This window comes from Alloalcanivorax profundimaris (assembly GCF_015265435.1).
GTDB lineage: Bacteria > Pseudomonadota > Gammaproteobacteria > Pseudomonadales > Alcanivoracaceae > Alloalcanivorax > Alloalcanivorax profundimaris.
The window spans coordinates 74,746-89,161 of the sequence record NZ_JABJWH010000012.1; the positions used below are offsets into that span (position 1 = coordinate 74,746).

General features: G+C 68.5%; 18 protein-coding genes. 13 read left to right on the plus strand and 5 right to left on the minus strand.

Annotated elements, in window-relative coordinates:
• Window positions 1-79: 79 nt before the first annotated feature.
• Entirely contained in the window at window positions 80-391 is a 312-nt protein-coding gene (locus tag HMJ39_RS08235) for a GNAT family N-acetyltransferase (RefSeq protein ID WP_194296932.1), read from the minus strand.
• 86 nt (window positions 392-477) lie between these two features.
• Here HMJ39_RS08235 and hisB point away from each other — a divergent pair, with 86 nt between their 5' ends.
• The 9 genes from hisB to HMJ39_RS08280 all read left to right on the plus strand — a co-directional run bounded on the left by hisB (window position 478) and on the right by HMJ39_RS08280 (window position 8,803).
• A complete protein-coding gene (gene hisB / locus HMJ39_RS08240; RefSeq protein ID WP_194296933.1) occupies window positions 478-1,086 on the plus strand; it encodes an imidazoleglycerol-phosphate dehydratase HisB in 609 nt (202 codons plus the stop codon).
• Between the two features lie 10 nt (window positions 1,087-1,096).
• Window positions 1,097-1,741 (plus strand): imidazole glycerol phosphate synthase subunit HisH, encoded by a 645-nt coding sequence (gene hisH / locus HMJ39_RS08245; protein ID WP_194296934.1) that lies wholly within the window; start codon window positions 1,097-1,099, stop codon window positions 1,739-1,741.
• A 48-nt stretch (window positions 1,742-1,789) separates the two neighbouring features.
• Window positions 1,790-2,536, plus strand: a complete 747-nt coding sequence (gene hisA / locus HMJ39_RS08250) for a 1-(5-phosphoribosyl)-5-[(5-phosphoribosylamino)methylideneamino]imidazole-4-carboxamide isomerase (protein ID WP_194296935.1) — start codon at window positions 1,790-1,792, stop codon at window positions 2,534-2,536.
• Between the two features lie 149 nt (window positions 2,537-2,685).
• Complete coding sequence (locus tag HMJ39_RS08255; protein WP_194296936.1) at window positions 2,686-4,335, plus strand: hypothetical protein; 1,650 nt, start codon at window positions 2,686-2,688, stop codon at window positions 4,333-4,335.
• A gap of 49 nt (window positions 4,336-4,384) precedes the next feature.
• Entirely contained in the window at window positions 4,385-5,158 is a 774-nt protein-coding gene (gene hisF / locus HMJ39_RS08260; RefSeq protein WP_194296937.1) for an imidazole glycerol phosphate synthase subunit HisF, read from the plus strand.
• A gap of 2 nt (window positions 5,159-5,160) precedes the next feature.
• A complete protein-coding gene (locus HMJ39_RS08265; RefSeq protein ID WP_456061962.1) occupies window positions 5,161-5,619 on the plus strand; it encodes a YaiI/YqxD family protein in 459 nt (152 codons plus the stop codon).
• A 38-nt stretch (window positions 5,620-5,657) separates the two neighbouring features.
• Complete coding sequence (arfB, locus tag HMJ39_RS08270) at window positions 5,658-6,071, plus strand: alternative ribosome rescue aminoacyl-tRNA hydrolase ArfB (protein WP_161384300.1); 414 nt, start codon at window positions 5,658-5,660, stop codon at window positions 6,069-6,071.
• Between the two features lie 13 nt (window positions 6,072-6,084).
• Window positions 6,085-7,875, plus strand: coding sequence for a toxin-antitoxin system YwqK family antitoxin (locus HMJ39_RS08275; protein WP_194296938.1), 1,791 nt, complete (start codon window positions 6,085-6,087; stop codon window positions 7,873-7,875).
• Between the two features lie 58 nt (window positions 7,876-7,933).
• Window positions 7,934-8,803, plus strand: a complete 870-nt coding sequence (locus tag HMJ39_RS08280) for a bile acid:sodium symporter family protein (RefSeq protein WP_194296939.1) — start codon at window positions 7,934-7,936, stop codon at window positions 8,801-8,803.
• Here HMJ39_RS08280 and HMJ39_RS08285 read toward each other — a convergent pair.
• From HMJ39_RS08285 to HMJ39_RS08295, 3 genes are read right to left on the minus strand one after another with little or no spacing between them, the layout of a single operon-like run.
• Window positions 8,800-9,588, minus strand: a complete 789-nt coding sequence (locus HMJ39_RS08285) for a divergent polysaccharide deacetylase family protein (RefSeq protein WP_321206054.1) — start codon at window positions 9,586-9,588, stop codon at window positions 8,800-8,802. The genes HMJ39_RS08280 and HMJ39_RS08285 overlap by 4 nt on opposite strands.
• Window positions 9,585-10,916 carry a S41 family peptidase gene (locus HMJ39_RS08290; RefSeq protein ID WP_194296940.1) on the minus strand — a complete coding sequence of 444 codons (1,332 nt, stop codon included), beginning with the start codon at window positions 10,914-10,916 and terminating at the stop codon, window positions 9,585-9,587. The genes HMJ39_RS08285 and HMJ39_RS08290 overlap by 4 nt, the downstream gene beginning before the upstream one ends.
• A gap of 43 nt (window positions 10,917-10,959) precedes the next feature.
• Entirely contained in the window at window positions 10,960-12,111 is a 1,152-nt protein-coding gene (locus HMJ39_RS08295; RefSeq protein ID WP_194296941.1) for a murein hydrolase activator EnvC family protein, read from the minus strand.
• Window positions 12,112-12,203: 92 nt separating this feature from the next.
• On the opposite strand from HMJ39_RS08295, the gene HMJ39_RS08300 reads away from it, so the two are divergent.
• The 3 genes from HMJ39_RS08300 to secB are packed head-to-tail and all read left to right on the plus strand — an operon-like array spanning window position 12,204 to window position 13,359.
• A complete protein-coding gene (locus HMJ39_RS08300; RefSeq protein ID WP_161384295.1) occupies window positions 12,204-12,620 on the plus strand; it encodes a rhodanese-like domain-containing protein in 417 nt (138 codons plus the stop codon).
• Window positions 12,621-12,624: 4 nt separating this feature from the next.
• Window positions 12,625-12,879, plus strand: a complete 255-nt coding sequence (grxC, locus tag HMJ39_RS08305; RefSeq protein WP_194296942.1) for a glutaredoxin 3 — start codon at window positions 12,625-12,627, stop codon at window positions 12,877-12,879.
• A 12-nt stretch (window positions 12,880-12,891) separates the two neighbouring features.
• Window positions 12,892-13,359 (plus strand): protein-export chaperone SecB, encoded by a 468-nt coding sequence (gene secB, locus HMJ39_RS08310; protein WP_161384293.1) that lies wholly within the window; start codon window positions 12,892-12,894, stop codon window positions 13,357-13,359.
• Here the strand turns inward: secB and trmL are convergent, their stop codons facing one another.
• A complete protein-coding gene (gene trmL / locus HMJ39_RS08315) occupies window positions 13,360-13,827 on the minus strand; it encodes a tRNA (uridine(34)/cytosine(34)/5-carboxymethylaminomethyluridine(34)-2'-O)-methyltransferase TrmL (protein WP_161384292.1) in 468 nt (155 codons plus the stop codon).
• A 93-nt stretch (window positions 13,828-13,920) separates the two neighbouring features.
• Between trmL and HMJ39_RS08320 the strand changes: the two genes are divergently transcribed.
• Complete coding sequence (locus HMJ39_RS08320; RefSeq protein WP_194296943.1) at window positions 13,921-14,280, plus strand: putative signal transducing protein; 360 nt, start codon at window positions 13,921-13,923, stop codon at window positions 14,278-14,280.
• The last annotated feature ends 136 nt before the right edge of the window (window positions 14,281-14,416 follow it).

Genomic DNA, 14,416 nt, shown 5'->3' on the forward strand with positions numbered 1-14,416 from the left:
AAGCGCGGGTACGGCGTCGCAGGGCTGCTTGGCCGTCACCGCGCCTGCATCCTGAATCCTTCATCGCGGCCGAAGGCCGCTAACGGCATTTGTCGGGCAGGGTGACGCCGTGGCCCAGTTTCGCCTCGATGCCGCGCAGGAAGTCCCGGCCCACGCCGCGCCCACGGGTGGCCGGGTGCACCACCATCCAGGCCAGGTTGTCGCCGTGCAGCACGGCCACGCCCACCGGGCGACCGTTGAAATGGGCGGCGACGATCTCGTTGCCGTGGGCGGCGCCTTCCTGCAGGGTGAGCTCCAGCTCGGCGGCGTGGTCCGGGTCGTCGCGCAGCACCTGGGCGAAGGTTTGCGCCAGTTCCGGCCGTGACGGGTGAAATTCCACAGTGATCGGCATACTGCCTCCAATCGCGATGTCGGCGCCCGCTGGTGAGGGGCGCGGGGGGTACGTATAATACGGGGTTCCGCATTCTGGAGGTACCGATGAGCGAACGCCGCGCCACCGTAGAGCGCAACACCCTGGAAACCAAGATCCGCGTCAGCGTCAACCTGGACGGCACCGGACACAGCAAGCTGGACACCGGCCTGCCGTTCCTGGAGCACATGCTGGATCAGGTGGCCCGCCATGGCCTGATCGACCTGGACGTCCACGCCGAGGGTGACTTGCACATCGATGCCCACCACACCGTGGAAGACATCGGCATCACCCTGGGGCAGGCCCTGGCCCGGGCCTGGGGCGACAAAAAGGGCGTGCGCCGCTACGGCCACAGCTACGTGCCCCTGGATGAGGCCCTGTCGCGGGTGGTGATCGACCTGTCCGGCCGGCCCGGCCTGGAGATGTTCGCGGAATTCACCCGAGGCCAGATCGGCGGCTTCGACGTGGATCTGTTCTACGAGTTCTTCCAGGGCCTGGTGAACCACGCCATGATCACCGTGCACATCGACAACCTGCGCGGCAAGAACGCCCACCACCAGGCCGAGACCGTGTTCAAGGCATTCGGCCGCGCCCTGCGCATGGCGGTGGAGCCGGACCCGCGCATGGACGGCGTCACGCCCAGCACCAAGGGCACCCTGAGCGAACAGCCGGAATAGAGGGCTTCCCATGACTGAAACCGTGGCCGTGGTCGATTACGGCATGGGCAATCTCCATTCCGCCGGCAAGGCGCTGGAGAAAATGGCCGCCGACGGCCAGCGCATCGTTATCACCGGGGATCCGGATGTGGTGCGCGGCGCCGACCGGGTGGTGTTCCCCGGCGTCGGCGCGATCCGCGATTGCATCCGCGTGATCACCGAGACCGGCCTGGACCGGGCCATCCTCGACGCCATCGATGCCTACAAGCCGGTGCTCGGCATCTGCGTGGGCATGCAGGCGATGATGGACTTCAGCGAGGAGAACGACGGCGTCGACTGCCTGGGCGTGTTCTCCGGCCGGGTCCAGTTCTTCGGCGAGCAGTTCGGCGAGACCGGCCAGCGCCTGAAAGTGCCGCACATGGGCTGGAACCAGGTGCAGCAGACCGTGGACCACCCGGTTTGGGACGGCATCGACGACAACAGCCGCTTCTACTTCGTGCACAGCTACTGCGCCACCGGGCTGCCGGAGGAGGAGCTGGCCGGCCGCTGCGAATACGGGCTGACCTTCGCCGCCGCCGTGGCCAAGCACAATGTGTTCGCGGTGCAGTTTCACCCGGAGAAAAGCGCCGACGCCGGCCTGCGCCTGCTGGCCAACTTCCTGCGCTGGCAGCCTTGATTTTCCACGCCCGCCATTCAAAACGGATTTCGTGACAGAGAGACCCCCATGCAACTGATTCCCGCCATCGATCTGAAGGACGGCAAATGCGTGCGCCTCAAGCAAGGGCGCATGGACGATGACACCGTGTTCTCCGAGGACCCGGTGGCGGTGGCCGACCACTGGGTGCAAAAAGGCGCCCGGCGCCTGCACCTGGTGGACCTGAACGGCGCCTTCGCCGGCGAGCCGGTGAACGGCGAGATCGTCAACGCCATCGCCCGTGCCCACCCTGGCCTGCCGATCCAGATCGGCGGCGGCATCCGCGCCCCCGAGACCATCCAGGCTTACCTGGACGCCGGCGTGCAGTGGGTGATCATCGGCACCAAGGCGGTGAAGGAGCCGCAATTCGTCAAGGACATGTGCCGCCAGTTCCCGGGCCACATCATCGTCGGCCTGGACGCCAAGGACGGCAAGGTCGCCACCGACGGCTGGGCCGAGGTCACCGACATCGACGTGGTGGACCTGGCCCGCCAGTTCGAGCACGACGGCGTGGTCGCCATCGTCTACACCGACATCAGCCGCGACGGCATGCTGCAGGGCGTCAACGTGGAAGCCACCGAACGCCTGGCCGAGGCGATCTCCATCCCGGTGATCGCCTCCGGCGGCATCACCGACCTGGAGGACGTGCGCAACCTGTGCGAGAGCCGCGCCACCGGCATCACCGGCGCCATCACCGGCCGCGCCATCTACGAGGGCTCCCTGGACTTCGGGAAAGGCCAGGCCCTGGCCGACGAACTCTCGGCCAAGCGCGGCTGAAACCGCCGAATCGGAGCGCCAGGGAAGGCGTTTCGTGACCGGTCCACTTGTATTCGCGCGTCGGATCGGTACAACAAGGTGAGGGACGCGAAGACGGCCTGGGGGAAGGCCGCCCGTCCATCACGACCATTCCAGGGAAGGGGGGAATCATGGCCCGTAAGGAAGGCGCGGTGCATCCCGCGGTGGCCGCGTTCGTTATCGCACTGTTCATTTCCTGGCTGGTGACCTGGGTGTATGCCCTGGACCGGCGTCATTCCGTTCCGATGCCCACGCAGATGGCGCCCCTGCCCGATGGCGGCGTGCTGGTGCGGTTCGGTGACCGCCTCTATCCGGTCAACGCGGAGGGCACCACGGGGGCGCCCTTCGTGATTCCCGGCCTGTCCGAGTACAGCGGCCTGGCCGTCACCGGCGCGGACAGCGTGATCGTCTACCTGGGCGGCGAGCGGCCGTCCTTTTCACGCAATCTGCTGCGCTTTCTGCGTCTGGCGCCGCCGGCCTCGCCGCCCGCCGAGGGGGAGGGGCTGTACCGCTGCCGGCGGGCGGGGGATTGCCGGTTCCTGGCCCACGCTCCCGGCCTCGCCGGCGTGGCCCGCCTGTATTGGCGGCCCGACCGGGAGCGGCTGTGGGTGGTGGACAGTGGCCACCATGAAATCCGGCGCCTGGAGAACGGCGCCGAGCCGGCGCCCCGGCTGGGCGACTTCCGTTTTCCCAACGGGCTGCTCGCCGAGCCGGAGCGGATGCTGGTGGCCGACACCAACCACCACCGGATCGCCGCGGTGAACCTGGCGGACGACGGCGTGCGCACGGTGGCCCGCATTCAGCCCACCCTGCTGTACCGCTGGCCCACGGATCTGATTCGCGTGGGCGATCAGTACTGGTTGCTGGTGGGGCGCGACAACCTGGAAGAGAGCCGCCTGTACCGCTACGACGGCGACTGGAACCTGCTGGGGCGCGGCGCCGCTGGTCTGGTCGATTTGCTGTCCCTGGCGCCGCTGGGCAAAGGTGCCCTGGTGGCGGACCGGGGCGAGCGCCGCCTGTGGCGCCTGGACGCCGAGGGTGATCCGCTGGAAGAAGTGGCCCTGCCGGGGCTGGCCGGCGCCCGGGAGCGCTTCCAATACTGGCGTCGCTGGAGCGACATTCTGCTGTACGGCGGCCTGGCCCTGGTGCTGGCCGGGCTCGCCTTTGCCTTCTGGCACGACCGCCACCGTTTGCCGGAGAGCTTTCGCGGCGATGACTTGCACGATTGGCGCCACGAAAAGCCGGCCCGGGGCGAGCACTGGCTGGCGCCGGTGGGGCTGGTGCGGCTGCGCTGGCTGTACCTGGTTCTGCCGGTGCTGGTGCTGTGGTCCATGGGGGTTCTGGCGGCCGGGATGGAGGATCCGAAGCCCCTGGTTGGCATGCTGCCGCTGGGGCTGGTGATAGTCCTGGTGGGCCTGAGCGCCTTTCTGATGTTTCGCTACGTGGCCGGCTGCGCGGTGGGCGTGCACGGTGACATGCTGCTGCTGCAGGATGCCCGTGGCCGCCGGGTGGCCGGCCACCGCGCCGAGATCGCCTACCACCCGACCATGCTGGTGATCGGCGAGGTGATCGTGCCGGTGGGCACCCGCGCCATGCCCCTGTTTCCGCGCTGGCGCATGCGGCGCCTGGTGGCGCCGGCGCTGCGCGGCGCGCGCAAGCTGTCCACCCGGGAGTGCCTGCGCCTGGTGTGGCGGCGCCGGTTCTGGCCGCTGCTGGCCATGTACCTCTCTTTCGTGCTGCTGTTCGCGGCCTGCGCCGCCTCGCTGCTAATCATGGGGTGAGCCGGCGCCGCCATCGCGGTATCATGCCGGCCCGACTGGAGAACGAATCATGGCGCTAGCAAAACGCATTATTCCGTGTCTCGACGTGGACGCCGGCCGCGTGGTCAAGGGTGTTCAATTCGTGGACATCCGCGATGCCGGTGATCCGGTGGAGGTGGCGCGCCGCTACAACGAGGCCGGCGCCGACGAGATCACCTTCCTGGACATCACCGCCAGCCACCAGGACCGGGACACCACCCTGGAGACCGTGGAGCGCATGGCCAGCCAGGTGTTCATCCCGCTCACCGTGGGCGGCGGCGTGCGCACCCTTCAGGATATCCGCAACCTGCTCAACGCCGGCGCCGACAAGGTGAGCATCAATTCGGCGGCGGTGAAGGACCCGGATTTCGTGCGCGAGGCGGCCCAGCGGTTCGGTTCGCAGTGCATCGTGGTGGCCATCGACGCCAAGAAGGTGAGCGGCGAGAGCGAGGGCAACCGCTGGGAGATCTTCACCCACGGCGGTCGCAAGCCCACCGGCATCGACGCCATCGAGTGGGCGAAACGGATGACCGATTACGGCGCCGGCGAGATCCTGCTCACCAGCATGGACCGGGACGGCACCAAGAACGGCTTCGACATCGCCCTGACCCGGCGTATTTCCGATGCGGTGCCGGTGCCGGTGATCGCCTCCGGCGGCGTCGGCAATCTGCAGCACCTGGTGGACGGCGTGATCCAGGGCGGCGCCGACGCGGTGCTGGCGGCCTCGATCTTCCACTTCGGTGAGTACAGCATCGCCGAGGCCAAGGACTACATGGCCCGGGCCGGCATCGAGATGCGGCTGTAATCGTGGCGCTGACGATCTGGGTGGACGCGGACGCCTGCCCGGCGGTGATCCGCGATGTGCTGTTCCGCGCCGCCAACCGCCTGGCGGTGACCACCACCCTGGTGGCCAACCACCACATCCGGGCGCCCCGTTCGCCGCACATCCACTCGGTGCAGGTGGCGTCCGGTTTCGACAAGGCGGACGATCACATCGCCGACCGGGTGAGGGCCGGGGATCTGGTGATCACCGGTGACATCCCGCTGGCCGCCCGGGTGGTGGAAGCCGGCGGCACCGCGCTCAATCCGCGCGGCACCCTGTACGACGCGGAGAGCATCCGCGAGCACCTCGGCCGCCGGGATTTCATGGAGGAGCTGCGCTCCGCCGGGGTCGAGACCGGCGGGCCGTCGTCGCTGGGCAAGGCCGATGTGCAGACCTTCGCCAATGCGCTGGATCGGTTTCTGGCCAGGGCCAATCGCGGCTGAAGCGGAACGCCGCGATACCGGCAACGCAAGGAAGAATCATGCTGAAAATCTCCAACAACGTGACCATTCCGGAAGCGGAGATCGATTGGCAGGCGATCCGTGCCCAGGGCGCCGGCGGCCAGAACGTCAACAAGGTGGCCTCGGCCATCCATCTGCGCTTCGATATCGCCGCCTCCTCCCTGCCCGAGTTCTACAAGGAGCGTCTGCTGGCGCTGTCCGACCGCCGCATCAATAGCGACGGCGTGGTGGTGATCAAGGCGCAGCGCTTCCGCACCCAGGAGAAGAACCTGGACGACGCCCTGCAGCGGCTGCGCGCCCTGATCCAGAGCGCCACCGTGGAGCGCAAGAAACGCAAGGCCACCAAGCCCTCCAAGGCGGCCCGCAACAAACGCATGGACAAGAAAACCCGCCGTGGCCAGACCAAGGCCCTGCGCGGCAAGGTCCGGCCCTGAAGGAAGAATGCCCATGTTTCCCCGACGCCCGATGCTGGCCGGCCTGCTGGCCCTGCTGCTGAGCTCCCTGGCCGGCGCCGATACCCGCGCCTTGGACGAGGACTGGTTTCCCACCGACAAAGAGCCGGCGTATCAATTGCACTGGCCCCTGGAGCAAACGGAGGGCGGTTGGCGCGTGGTGGTGCACCGGCCCGACGGCAGCGTGTTCTTCGAGGGCCGGCTGGTCGATCCGGAGGCGGTGCCGCTGCTGGCCAAGCGCAACCTGCGAGGCCCTTTCACCTATTACCACGACAATGGCGAGGTGAAACTGGAAGGCCGCTACGGAGACCGGGGCCTGATCACCGGCAAGGCCCGCTACTACTGGAAGAACGGCAATGTCCGGGAAATCCGTGACTACCAGCCCGAGGGGTACGATCTGCTCAAGGCGTTCCACGAGGGTGGCAGCCTGTCCATGGAGCGCCTGCCGGACAAGGGCGAGCGCACCTTCCGGGAAAGACGATACCGGGAAGACGGCTCCTTGATGGCGCGCGTCTACACCCGGCCCGCCGAGGACGGCGGCCTGGAGGATGTGCGCCTGAACTACGACGCCGAGGGCAACATGGTCGCCCGGGTGTTCGAGGATGATCGACGCCGGATCAGCGAGACCCTGGAGAACGGCCATCTGGTGAAGCGTCTGACCTTCGATCAGGCCGGCCAATGGTCGCTCCGCGAGCGGTACAACGAGGACGGCGACCTGATTCAGCGGGACCGGCATCTGCTGCCGGAGTACGAGCAGGATGGCAAACAGATTTTCGTTGACGACGAGGGCGTGCGGCGGGTCTCCCATTACCGCGACGGCAAGCGCCAGGGCGAGTCCAGCCGCCGGCGTGGCGACACCTGGCTGGCCCAGCACTTTTACCGGGACGATCAGCCGGTGGGGCGCTGGTTCGACGTGGACCAGGACACCGGCGTGGTCACCGTGAGCCGCTACGATGACGCGGGCGAATACCAGGGCCGCTATCAAATCGGCGCCGATCTGGTGGTCCACGACGAGGATGGCAAACCCGGGGTGCCGGAGGCGCTGCGGGAAGTGGAACGTACCCTGCCCGAGGCGGGCACCACCTGGCTGTACCGTTTCAACGACGCCAAACCGGTGGCGCTCACCCTCACCGAAAAGAACGGCGACCGGGCCCGCTACCGGGTGGGCGAGGGGCAGGTCACCCTGGAAGAAGACCTGGATCGCTATCAGCCGGTGGATGCAAGTTACGGCCCCCTGCTGCGGTTCCCGCTGCATCCCGGGGACGTGTGGCGCTACCGCACCGAGCAGACGGTGCAAGTGCCGGCGGCGGACGGCGCCCACTGGCGCTACCGCTACCGCACCCGGGTCACCAGCAAGGTGAGCGCGGTGGAAACCATCCGTGTCGGCGCCGGCACCTTCAAGGCGCTGCGCATCAGCCGCGAGATCGCCTGGCGCAAGGATCAGGCCAGCGGTGAAGGCGGCGGTCTGGATCGCATCGAGAACGGCGGCGACGGCCAGGTGGACGGCTTCACCCGGGAGTTGCTGTGGTACGCGCCGGAGGCCGGCCGGGTGGTGCTCAAGGCGCGGGTGGAATCCGGCTACCCCAGCCTGCTGAACCGGAAGGCCGCCGACCTGCTCGACAACGCCGCCACCTGGTTCACCGAGCTGGTGGCCCTGGCCGGCCCCGGGGAAAGCCCGCGCGCCGGCGAGCCGCGCCACGCCCGGGAACCGCGAGCGGGCTGGATCGGTTTTCCCATGACGCGCAACAACACCTGGGAATTCCTGATGCTCAACCACTCCCCCTGATGGCCGGGGGCGGCCCGCTAAGGTACGATCGTCCCGAAAACAACAAAAGGATCATCGTATGGATCAGGCCGCTCTGGTGTCCGTGGGGCTCCCCGCCGCGCTCTTTCTGATCATGGTGGGCATGGGGCTCACCCTCACGCCCAAGGATTTCCGCGAGGTGCTGGTGGCGCCGCGCGCCACCGTCTACGGCCTGGTGGCGCAGATCATCCTGCTGCCGCTGGTGGGCATGGGCCTGGCCATGAGCCTGGATCTGTCGCCGGCGCTGGCGGTGGGGTTGGTGATCATCGCCGCCTGCCCGGGCGGCACCACCTCCAATTTGTTCGCCTTCCTGGGGCGCGGCGACGTGGCCCTGTCCATCGTGCTCACCGTGGCCGCCAGCTTGATCACCATCGTCACCCTGCCCATGTTCACCAGCTGGGCCCTGGGCCACTTCCAGGACAGCGAGCGGGTGCTGGAGCTGCCGGTGCTGCGCACCATCCTTACCCTGGTGGTGATCATTCTGATTCCGGTGGGCATCGGCATGACCATCCGCCATTTCCGGCAAAGCTGGGCGGAGAAGGGCGAGAAGCTGGTCAGCATATTCGGTCTGCTGGTGCTGGTGGCGGTGATCGCCCTACTGCTTATCGATCTGGGCGAGGAAGCCCTGGTGCTGCTGCGCCAGGGCGGCATGGCGGTGGTACTGCTCAATATCATCGGGCTGGTGCTGGGCATGGCCGGCGGCCGGCTCATGGGGCTGCCCCGGGACCAGGCGTTCACCGTGGCCATCGAGCTGGGCATCAAGAACGGCACCCTGGGGCTGATGGTCACGCTCACCCTGCTGCACTCCGACGCCATGTCGGTGCCGGCGGCGGTGTACGGCGTGCTGATGTTCCTGTTCGGCTTCCTGATGCTCGGCTACAGCCGCCTTACCGGCATCGGTCGCTCCTAGGGATTCGAGGTCAGCGCGGCACCGGGCGGGCGCGGTGCCGCGCCAACCGAAGCCGCCGGCGGCGCCAGCAGCCGGGACACCGGCACCACCTCCACGCCGGCCTGCTCCATGAGCGGCAGCACCTGACGCAGATAATCCAGGGTTTCTGGATAGGGGTGGCCGATGGCGATGGCGTGGCCACGCCGGCGCGCCAGCCGCAGCAACTGGTTGAACTGCTCGTTGATGTGGGCCAGATCCCGCCGGTTGTCCAGGAACACGTCCCGGCGCCCCGCCGGCAGCCCGGCGCGGTGGGCGCTGCGCTCCGCCAGCGTGGCGGCGTTGGTGCGACTGTCCACGAAGAACAGGTGGCGCCGACGCAACTGATCCATCAGCCGGGTCATGGGCGCCGCCTCGGCGGTGAGGGCGCTGCCCATGTGGTTGTTGAGCCCACGCGCTTCGGGCAGCAGCGTCTGGGCGCGGTCCAGCACGGCGCCGATCTGCGCCTCGCTCATGCCTTCGTGGAGCGCGCCCGGGTCCAGGGCGCGGGCGTCCAGGGTGGCCATGGGCAGGTGGATCATCACTTCCTTGCCGGCCTCGGCGGCCTGCCGGCCAAGCCGGCGGCCGTGGGGCGTTTCCGGAATCACCGCGCAGGTCACCGGGGCGGGCAGGGCGATCACCGCCTCGCCGGCGGGTCGGCTGTAGCCGAGATCGTCGATGATGATGGCGATACGCGGCGCCGCCGGGGCCGGCGTCGCCGCCAGCAGCCCGGTCAGCAGCGCCGCCACCAGGGCGACGCCGTGTCTCACTGGGAGGCGGTGTCGGTGTTGGCCCGGCGGGCGCCGTCATTCCGACCGCGGCGCTCCGCCAGGTTGATGCCCTTGAGGATGGACAGGGCCTGGGACAGCGGGTAGTCACGGCTGGCCAGCGGTTCCTCGCCGCCCTCGGCGTCCGGGTCCTCGCCGTCCTGGTTGATCAGGTGGTGGGGCAGGTCGGACTCGCGCGGGCCGCGCTCCTGGTACAGCTCCACGCTGGCCACCTGGATCGGGATGTCCGGGTGGATGCCATCGGCCTGGATGGAGCGGCCGTCCGGCGTGTAGTAGCGGGCGGTGGTGAGCTTCAGGGCGCTGTCGCCGCTGATCGGCAGCACCGTCTGCACCGAGCCCTTGCCGAAGGTGCGGGTGCCCACCACCACGGCGCGGCCCTGGTCCTGCAGGGCGCCGGCGACGATCTCGGAGGCCGAGGCGGAGCCGCCGTTGACCAGCACCACCAGGGGCAGGCCGTCGAGCAGGTCGCCGGCGCTGGCTTCGTAGTCGTTGCGGCTGGCCGGATCGCGGCCCTGGGTGTAGACCACCAGGCCCCCGTCGAGGAACAGGTCGGCCACTTCCACGGCGCCGCCGAGCACGCCGCCCGGGTTGTTGCGCAGGTCCAGCACCAGGCCTTTCAGGTCGCCCTTGGCGATCAGCTGTTCCAGGGCGGCCTTGGCGTCCTGGCCGGTGCGGCTCTGGAACTGGGAGACGCGCAGGTAACCGTAGCCCGGTTCCAGGGTCTCGCTTTTCACGCTTTCCACCTGGATGCGGTCGCGCTCCAGGGTCACCGGGCGGGGTTTTTCGTCCCCTTCGCTGAGCACCGACAGGGTTACCTTGGTGCCGGCTTCGCCGCGCATCAGTTCCACCGCGTCGGCCAGGCCGATGCCTTTGGTGAAGGTGTCGTCGATCTTGAGGATCAGATCGCCGGCCTGGATGCCGGCGCGGCTGGCCGGGGAGTCGTCGATCGGCGCCACCACCTTGACGAAGCCGTCCTCCATGGTCACTTCCAGGCCCAGGCCGCCGAATTCGCCGCTGGTGGTGGATTGCAGGTCCTCGAACTGATCCGGCGTCAGGTAGGCGGAGTGCGGGTCCAGCTCCATGAGCATGCCGCGGATCGCCGCCTGGATCAGTTCCTTCTCGTCCACTTCCTTCACGTAGGCGCCGCGCACCCGTTCCAGCACCTCGGCGAAGGCGCGCAGTTCGGTGACCGGGACGCCGTCCTGCTCGGCGCGCTGATCGGTTCGCGGGTCCTTGGCCTGGGCGGCCGGGGCAATGAACACCAGAGTAAGAAGCGCGGAGCGCAGCAGTACACGGGAAGTGTGCAGCATGTGTATCCCCAAGGCTGGGCGCCCCCGATCCGGGGGCAGGATCTCAATCATTGCGGGCAATGGGCGGCAGTGTAACACGGCGGTCGCACCAGCGCGCCGGGTTCACCACCTGCCCCTTGCGGCGGATTTCAAAGTACAAACCATTGCGCGCGTTGCCGCCGGAACGCCCGGCCAGGGCCAGGGTGTCGCCGGTGGCCACCCACTCGCCCACGTCGCGCAGCAGGCTCTGGGCGTAGCCGTAGAGCGTCAGGTAACCGCCGCCGTGGTCGACGATGGTGAGCAGCCCGTAGCCGCGCATCCAGTCCGCGAACACCACCCGGCCCGGGTGGATGGCGCGCACCGGCGTGCCTTCGTCGGCGGCCAGCACCACGCCCTCCCAGCGCAACGCGCCCTCGCGGGCGGAATGGAAGCTCGCCACCACCTGACCCGGTACCGGCCAGGGGAGTTCCCCGGCCAGCTCGCCGAACGGCTCGCCGCGCTCCGGCGGCGGCACCGCCGGCAGGCTGCGCTGCATTTCGGCGAGCAGTTTCTCCAGGCGTTGCTGGTCCGCCTTGAGGCGCTCGATGTCGCCGCCCCGTTGCTCCAGGGAGCGGTTCAGTTTCGCCAGGGCCTGCTCGCGCTCCTTGGCGGCGGCCTCCAGCTCCTGCTTGCTGTTGGCCAGCTCGGTGCGGCGGTCGAGCAGGTTGGCGCGGGCGCTGTCCACCTCCTTGGCGACCCGGCGCAGGTCCAGCAGTTCGTCCTCCAGCACCGCCAGCCGGTCGGTGCGGGCGCGCTGCATGTATTCCTGGTAGCGCAGCAGGCGGGCGATGCGATCCGGCTGCTCCTGGTTGAGCAGCAGCTTGATGCGTGCTTCCCGGCCGCTCTGGTAGCTGGTGCGCACGGTGCGCGCCAGCCAGCGCAACTGGGTGCGCTTTTCGCCGGCCAGGCGCGCCTGCTGCGCCTCCAGCCGCAGCAGGCGGTCGCGGGCGGCCCCCGCCTCGCGTTCCAGCTCGCGGCCCTGGCGGGTCAGCTCGCCCACCCGGGTTTCGGTTTCGCGCAGGCGGGCCTGCAGGTCATCGCGCTGGGACGCCTCCTCCTGCTGCTGCTCGGAGAGCGCCTCGATGCGGTCCTTGAGCTCTTCCAGGTCGGCTTCGCTGGGCTGGTCCGCCCCCGCCAGCGCCGGCAGGAGCAATATCAAGAGAAAAAGCGGCTTCATGGCTGCGGGTTTTACCTTAACCGACCGGTGATGTGTATACTTGGCGCCGATTTTCCGCCAACAAGGCGGCCAACGCGTCAACGGGGCCTAGTATGGATCGCCTGATCGAATTCGCCAGCAATCATTACCTTCTGTTTTCCGCCTTCTTCGTACTGTGGGCGGCGTTTTTCGTGATCGAGTCGCGGCGCGGCGGCAAGGCGATCACGCCCCAGCAGGCCACCAACCTGGTCAACCAGAAGGAAGCGGTGATCGTGGATCTGCGCCCGGCGGACGAATACCGCGCCGGCCACATCCCCGGCAGCCTGAACATCCCCGCCAGCCAGACCACCGACCGCATGGGGGAGCTGGAGCGCCACAAGGACAAGCCGGTGATCCTGACCTGCAAGATGGGCAACCAGGCCGCCCATCTGGGCCGCCAGCTGCGCGGCAAGGGCTTCGCCGAGCTGTACCGCATGCAGGGCGGCGTGACCGCCTGGCGCAACGACAACCTGCCGGTGGCCAAGGGCTGATCCCATGGCCACGGTGACCCTGTACAGCACCCGTTGGTGCCCGTTCTGTGTCCGCGCCAAGCAGCTGCTGGCGCGGAAAGAGGCCGAGGTGCACGAGATCGACGTGGACCGCGAGCCCGGCGCGCGTCAGGAAATGATGACGCGCAGCGGCCGCCGCACGGTGCCGCAAATCTGGATCGGCGACCGCCATGTGGGCGGTTGCGATGAACTTTTCGCATTGGAGCGGGCGGGGGAACTGGACGAACTGCTCGCCGGATAACGGAGAAGGACCATGGCCGAAGAAGAGAAGAAAACCTTCCAGTTGCAGCGCGTTTACCTCAAGGACGCTTCGTTCGAGTGCCCGGGGGCGCCGGACATCTTCCTGCAGGACTGGAAGCCGAAGATGAACGTGCAGCTCAACAACGCCGCCCGCCGCATCGGCGAGGGCAGCGAGTACGAGGTGGAAGTCACCGTCACCGTGACCGCCAAGTCCGAGGACGAGCAGAAGACGTTCTATCTGGCGGAGGTGAAGCAGGCCGGCATCTTCACCCTGGTGGGCATCGACGGCGAGGAGCGCGATCAGCTGCTCGGCGCCTACTGCCCCAATGTGCTGTTCCCCTATGTGCGCGAAGTGGTCTCCGACCTGGTGTCCAAGGGCTCCTTCCCGCAGATGATCCTGCAGCCGCTCAATTTCGAGGCGCTCTACCAGCAGCAGCGCCAACAGCAGCAGGCCGGCGCCGACGGCGCCACGGTGCAGTAGCTACCGCACCGCCCCCGGGTACCCCAGCTGCCGCCAGGCCTCGTAGAAGGTAATCGCCACCGCGTTGCTGAGATTGAGGCTGCGGCTGTTGGGCCCCATGGGCAGGCGCAGCCGGCGCTCCGCCGGCATCGCCGCCAGCAGGTCCGCCGGCAGCCCCCGGGTCTCCGGGCCGAACAGCAGCACATCCCCATCCTGAAAGGCCACGTCGCTGGGCGCCGGCCCGCCCTTGGTGGTGAGCGCGAACTGGCGGGCCCCCGCCAGCGCCTGACAAAACGCCGGGTAGTCCCGGTGCACTTCCACGCGCGCGTATTCGCTGTAATCCAGCCCGGCCCGGCGCAGCCGTTTCTCGTCCAGTTCGAAGCCCAGTGGCTCGATCAGATGCAGCATGGCGCCGGTGTTGGCGGCCAGGCGCATGATGTTGCCGGTGTTGGGCGGAATCTCGGGTTGGTACAGGGCGATGTGCAGCATGGGCTCCTATGGTAACCGCTGGGCGCGCCGGCGTCGCTTTGCCCGGCGCCGGGCCGGCGTGATAATGATGCCGGAAAGCCGGCGGAGACAAGCATGAAACGGGTCTACGAAGCGCGCGACGGCCTGGAGGCGCACATGGTGGCGGGGCTCATGGAGCAGGCCGGCATCATGGCCCAGGTGCGCGGCGACATGCTGCAGGGCGCGGTGGGCGAGTTGCCCGCCGCCGGTCTGGCCAGCGTCTGGGTGGCGGACGACGACGAGGCCCGCGCCCGTGCCGTGGTGCGGGACTTCGAGGCGGAGCAGCCGCCCAACCCGGAACCCGGGGCGCGCCAGCGCCTGCGCGAGAGCGTGCGCGGCGAGGGCGCCGGCGACACCGGTCGGGCGTTCCGCAATGGTTTGCTCGTGGGCGTGGTGCTGGGCGGCCTGGTGATGGCCTGGTTGTTGACGCTCTAACCCCAATCCCCCCCCAAGCAAGCCGCGATCGCGGCTTACCTCGGAGCGTCTTGGCGTGGCCCCCTTTCCGGGACCCTGTTTGACAGGATGTCAAACCGGGAGCCCCCAGGGACGGGTTCACGGCGTTCCCGGAAAG

What these genes read in the sequence shown, in the direction of transcription:
- hisH (WP_194296934.1), top strand. Translation starts at nt 1,097, where the DNA reads ATGACTGAAACCGTGGCCGTGGTCGATTACGGCATGGGCAATCTCCAT.
- hisB (WP_194296933.1), top strand. Translation starts at nt 478, where the DNA reads ATGAGCGAACGCCGCGCCACCGTAGAGCGCAACACCCTGGAAACCAAG.
- grxC (WP_194296942.1), top strand. Translation starts at nt 12,625, where the DNA reads ATGGCCACGGTGACCCTGTACAGCACCCGTTGGTGCCCGTTCTGTGTC.
- hisF (WP_194296937.1), top strand. Translation starts at nt 4,385, where the DNA reads ATGGCGCTAGCAAAACGCATTATTCCGTGTCTCGACGTGGACGCCGGC.
- HMJ39_RS08300 (WP_161384295.1), top strand. Translation starts at nt 12,204, where the DNA reads ATGGATCGCCTGATCGAATTCGCCAGCAATCATTACCTTCTGTTTTCC.
- HMJ39_RS08295 (WP_194296941.1), bottom strand. Translation starts at nt 12,111, where the DNA reads ATGAAGCCGCTTTTTCTCTTGATATTGCTCCTGCCGGCGCTGGCGGGG.
- HMJ39_RS08290 (WP_194296940.1), bottom strand. Translation starts at nt 10,916, where the DNA reads ATGCTGCACACTTCCCGTGTACTGCTGCGCTCCGCGCTTCTTACTCTG.
- hisA (WP_194296935.1), top strand. Translation starts at nt 1,790, where the DNA reads ATGCAACTGATTCCCGCCATCGATCTGAAGGACGGCAAATGCGTGCGC.
- arfB (WP_161384300.1), top strand. Translation starts at nt 5,658, where the DNA reads ATGCTGAAAATCTCCAACAACGTGACCATTCCGGAAGCGGAGATCGAT.
- HMJ39_RS08275 (WP_194296938.1), top strand. Translation starts at nt 6,085, where the DNA reads ATGTTTCCCCGACGCCCGATGCTGGCCGGCCTGCTGGCCCTGCTGCTG.
- trmL (WP_161384292.1), bottom strand. Translation starts at nt 13,827, where the DNA reads ATGCTGCACATCGCCCTGTACCAACCCGAGATTCCGCCCAACACCGGC.
- HMJ39_RS08320 (WP_194296943.1), top strand. Translation starts at nt 13,921, where the DNA reads ATGAAACGGGTCTACGAAGCGCGCGACGGCCTGGAGGCGCACATGGTG.
- HMJ39_RS08280 (WP_194296939.1), top strand. Translation starts at nt 7,934, where the DNA reads ATGGATCAGGCCGCTCTGGTGTCCGTGGGGCTCCCCGCCGCGCTCTTT.
- HMJ39_RS08255 (WP_194296936.1), top strand. Translation starts at nt 2,686, where the DNA reads ATGGCCCGTAAGGAAGGCGCGGTGCATCCCGCGGTGGCCGCGTTCGTT.
- secB (WP_161384293.1), top strand. Translation starts at nt 12,892, where the DNA reads ATGGCCGAAGAAGAGAAGAAAACCTTCCAGTTGCAGCGCGTTTACCTC.
- HMJ39_RS08235 (WP_194296932.1), bottom strand. Translation starts at nt 391, where the DNA reads ATGCCGATCACTGTGGAATTTCACCCGTCACGGCCGGAACTGGCGCAA.